This is a genomic window from Terriglobales bacterium (genome assembly GCA_035937135.1).
GTDB lineage: Bacteria > Acidobacteriota > Terriglobia > Terriglobales > Acidobacteriaceae > DASYVL01.
The window spans coordinates 1-2,917 of sequence record DASYVL010000049.1 but is presented as its reverse complement, the minus strand read 5'-3'; the positions used below and the strand labels follow the sequence as shown (position 1 = coordinate 2,917).

Genomic DNA, 2,917 nt, shown 5'->3' with positions numbered 1-2,917 from the left:
AGCGCCGTTCCCACCAGCAGGAAGAGCGTGAACTGGAACAGGATCACCAGGCCGCTCGACAACAGCGCCACGCTGGCCTGCCGCTGGCTGCGCGCCGCCAAGAGGCGCTGTACCATCAACTGGTCGGTGCCGTGGCTGGCGGTGGTCAGGAAGGTTCCGCCGATCAATCCTGCCCAGAAGGTGTACGGCGTATTGAGTGCCGTGGAGAAATTGAACACGTGTAGCTTCCCCGCGGAGCCGGCGGCCGCTTGGATCGCCGGCCATCCTCCCGGGACCAGATGCAGGATGGTCACCAGTCCCACGATGGTCCCGCCGACGTAGATGGCCATCTGCACTACGTCGGTCCAAATGACGGCGCGCATCCCGCCCTCGAAGGTATAGACCAGGGTCAGCAGGGTGATGAGGGCGATGGAGGCCACGTCGCCTGAGCCCAGCGCGATCCCCACCACGATGGAGACGGCGAAGACGCGCACGCCCTCGGCGGCCGCGCGCGTCACCAGAAACAGGCCCGCGGTCAGCGCGTGCAGCCTGCGGCCGAAGCGCCGCTCGATGAGCTGGTAGGCGGTGTACATCTCCCCGCGGAAGTACTGCGGCAGCAGCACCAACGTGATGACCATCCGTCCCGCCAGGTATCCCAACACCAGTTGCAGGAAGCCGAGGTTGGTGTCGTAGGCCAGTCCGGGGATGCTGATGATGGTGAGGGTCGAGGTCTCCGCGGCCACGATGGAGAGCGCGATGGCCCACCAGGGGATCTCGCGGTCGGCCAGGAAGTAATCGCGCAGGGTGCGCTGCGGGCGGCGGAAGTGGATCCCGAATGCCGTGATCCCGGCCAGGTACACCGCGACGATGCTCAGGTCCAGCGGACGAAGGGCCATGATGGCAGAACGCGGTCCGGCAGCCGCGACCATTATGCGGCAAATCCGCGCAAAGCGGAAAACCAGCCATGGCTCCCGCCACAGGCTGTGATAAAAGTATTTCCGTGGCCTTCTTTCTGGGCATCGATGGCGGCGGCACCAAGACCGACTGCGCGCTGGGCGATGGCGCGGGCGTCCTGGGACGCGGCCGCGAGGCGGGCAGCAAGCTGGCTCGGGTAGGCGAAGCCCAGGCTCGCGCGGCGCTGCACGGCGCCATCCGCCAAGCCGCGGCCGAAGCCAAGGTGGACCTGGCACAGGTGGGCCGGACCTGCGTGGGCATGGCCGGCGCCTCCCGCTCCGAGGTCATCGAATCTGTCCGCGCCCTGGTGGCCGAGATCGTTCCCGGCGAGATCCAGGTGGTGGGCGACATGCACGTTGCCCTGGAAGCCGCCTTCCCCGCCGCTCCGGGGCTGGTGGTGATCGCCGGCACCGGCTCCATCGCCTACGGCCGCAACGAGCGCGGGGAGACGGCGCGCGCCGGCGGCTGGGGTTCGGCCATCTCCGACGAAGGCTCGGGCGAGTGGATCGGCCGCTCGGTGGTCGCTGCTGCACTGCGCGCCTGCGACAGTGGCCAGAGCACCGGACTGGTCGCGTGCATCCTGAACTCCTGGCATCTGGCCACCCGCGAGGACGTGGCCCGCGTCGCGAACGCCACTCCGTCGCCCGATTACGCCACGCTGCTTCCTCAGATTCTAGCCACCGCGGAGGCCGGCGACGGCGCGGCCCGCGACGTCCTGCTCCAGGCGGGGACCGAGCTGGCGCAACTGGCCAAGGTCATGGTGCGCCGCCTGTGGCCGGGCGGGCAAGGGGCGCAGGTGGCGCTGGCGGGTGGGGTCTTCCGCAATTCGGAGCTGGTGCGGCGCGTCTTCACCAACTCCCTGCGCGCTGAGCGCCCGCAGGCGGAGATCGTCGAAGACGTCGACCCGGTCCTGGGGGCGCTTGCCCTGGCCCGCCGAGGCGGGCAGGAGTCGGTATGAGGCACGGTCACTCCGCGGAGCCCTCGCCGAGTCCGCGCAAATCGGCTGTCGAGGAGCGGCTCGAAGCCCTGCTTCACAGTCAGTCTCCGGAGGTCCTGCTCGAGGTGGCCGGGAACCCGGCGCTCACCGCGGACCTGGCGCTGGCCCTGCTGGCCCGCCGCGACCTCCCGCGCGGCCTGGTCGAGGTGCTGGTGAAGAACTCCTCGGTGATGAAGAGCCGTCCGGTCATCAACGCCGTGGCGCGCCATCCCCGGACGCCGCGCTTCATCGCCCTGCCCATGTTGCGGCATCTCTACGTCTTCGAGCTGATGCAGATCGCGCTGCTGCCCGGGTCGCCCGCCGACCTGAAGATGGCGGCGGAGGAGAACATCGTCCTGCGGCTGGAGCAGGTCTCACCCGGCGAGCGCATGACGCTGGCCCGGCGCGCCTCCACCCGCGTGGCGGCCCAGCTCCTGCTCGACCCGGAGCCTCGCGTCATCGCCGCCGCGCTCGACAATCCTTACCTCACCGAGGCCTGGATCGTGAAGACGCTGATGAACGAGAAGGCCCCGCAAACCTTCGTCGAGGGCGTGTGCCGGCACTCCAAGTGGCCGCTGCGCCGCGAGGTGCAGATCGCGCTGCTGCGCAACGACAAGACCCCGCTGGCCCGCGTCCTCTACTTCGCCCAGATGCTGCCTACCTACGTCCTCAAAGATACTTTGCGGCACTCGCGCCTGAACGCCAGCGTGAAGATGTACTTGTTCAAGGAGTTGGAGCTGCGCGCGGCGAAGCACAAGCCTCCGCTTCCCCCGGCGGCGCCTAGCGGCGGCGATACACCGTCGTAGCCGGGTGGTACTGCCGCCAGTCGAACCAGTATTCCCTCAAGAGCGGCAGCGGCTCCAGGCACTGGCCCTTCGCAGAACCGGAGACGGCGCAACCCTGGAAGTTCCACTGGCTGCCGGTGGCAGAATCCACCAGCGCCCAGTCCGTGGCCGGAGTTTTCCTGAAGAACTCGACCGCCGCACCGCCCGCGCGGCTCTCGAAGGC

4 protein-coding genes are annotated in these 2,917 nt (G+C 68.9%); 2 read left to right on the top strand and 2 right to left on the bottom strand.

What is annotated here, in order from left to right; genetic code table 11:
- A partial coding sequence (locus tag VGQ94_02970; GenBank protein HEV2021468.1) for a sodium transporter occupies positions 1-875 on the bottom strand: 875 nt, incomplete at its 3' end.
- 104 nt (positions 876-979) lie between these two features.
- Here VGQ94_02970 and VGQ94_02965 point away from each other — a divergent pair.
- A complete protein-coding gene (locus VGQ94_02965) occupies positions 980-1,891 on the top strand; it encodes a BadF/BadG/BcrA/BcrD ATPase family protein (GenBank protein ID HEV2021467.1) in 912 nt (303 codons plus the stop codon).
- Complete coding sequence (locus VGQ94_02960) at positions 1,888-2,715, top strand: hypothetical protein (GenBank protein HEV2021466.1); 828 nt, start codon at positions 1,888-1,890, stop codon at positions 2,713-2,715. The genes VGQ94_02965 and VGQ94_02960 overlap by 4 nt, the downstream gene beginning before the upstream one ends.
- Here VGQ94_02960 and VGQ94_02955 read toward each other — a convergent pair.
- The coding region (locus VGQ94_02955; protein HEV2021465.1) for a DUF3179 domain-containing (seleno)protein at positions 2,690-2,917 on the bottom strand (228 nt) is incomplete at its 5' end. The genes VGQ94_02960 and VGQ94_02955 overlap by 26 nt on opposite strands.

Bases quoted from the DNA above. Each gene is read 5' to 3' on its own strand.
- VGQ94_02960 (HEV2021466.1), top strand. From the start codon at position 1,888: ATGAGGCACGGTCACTCCGCGGAGCCCTCGCCGAGTCCGCGCAAATCG.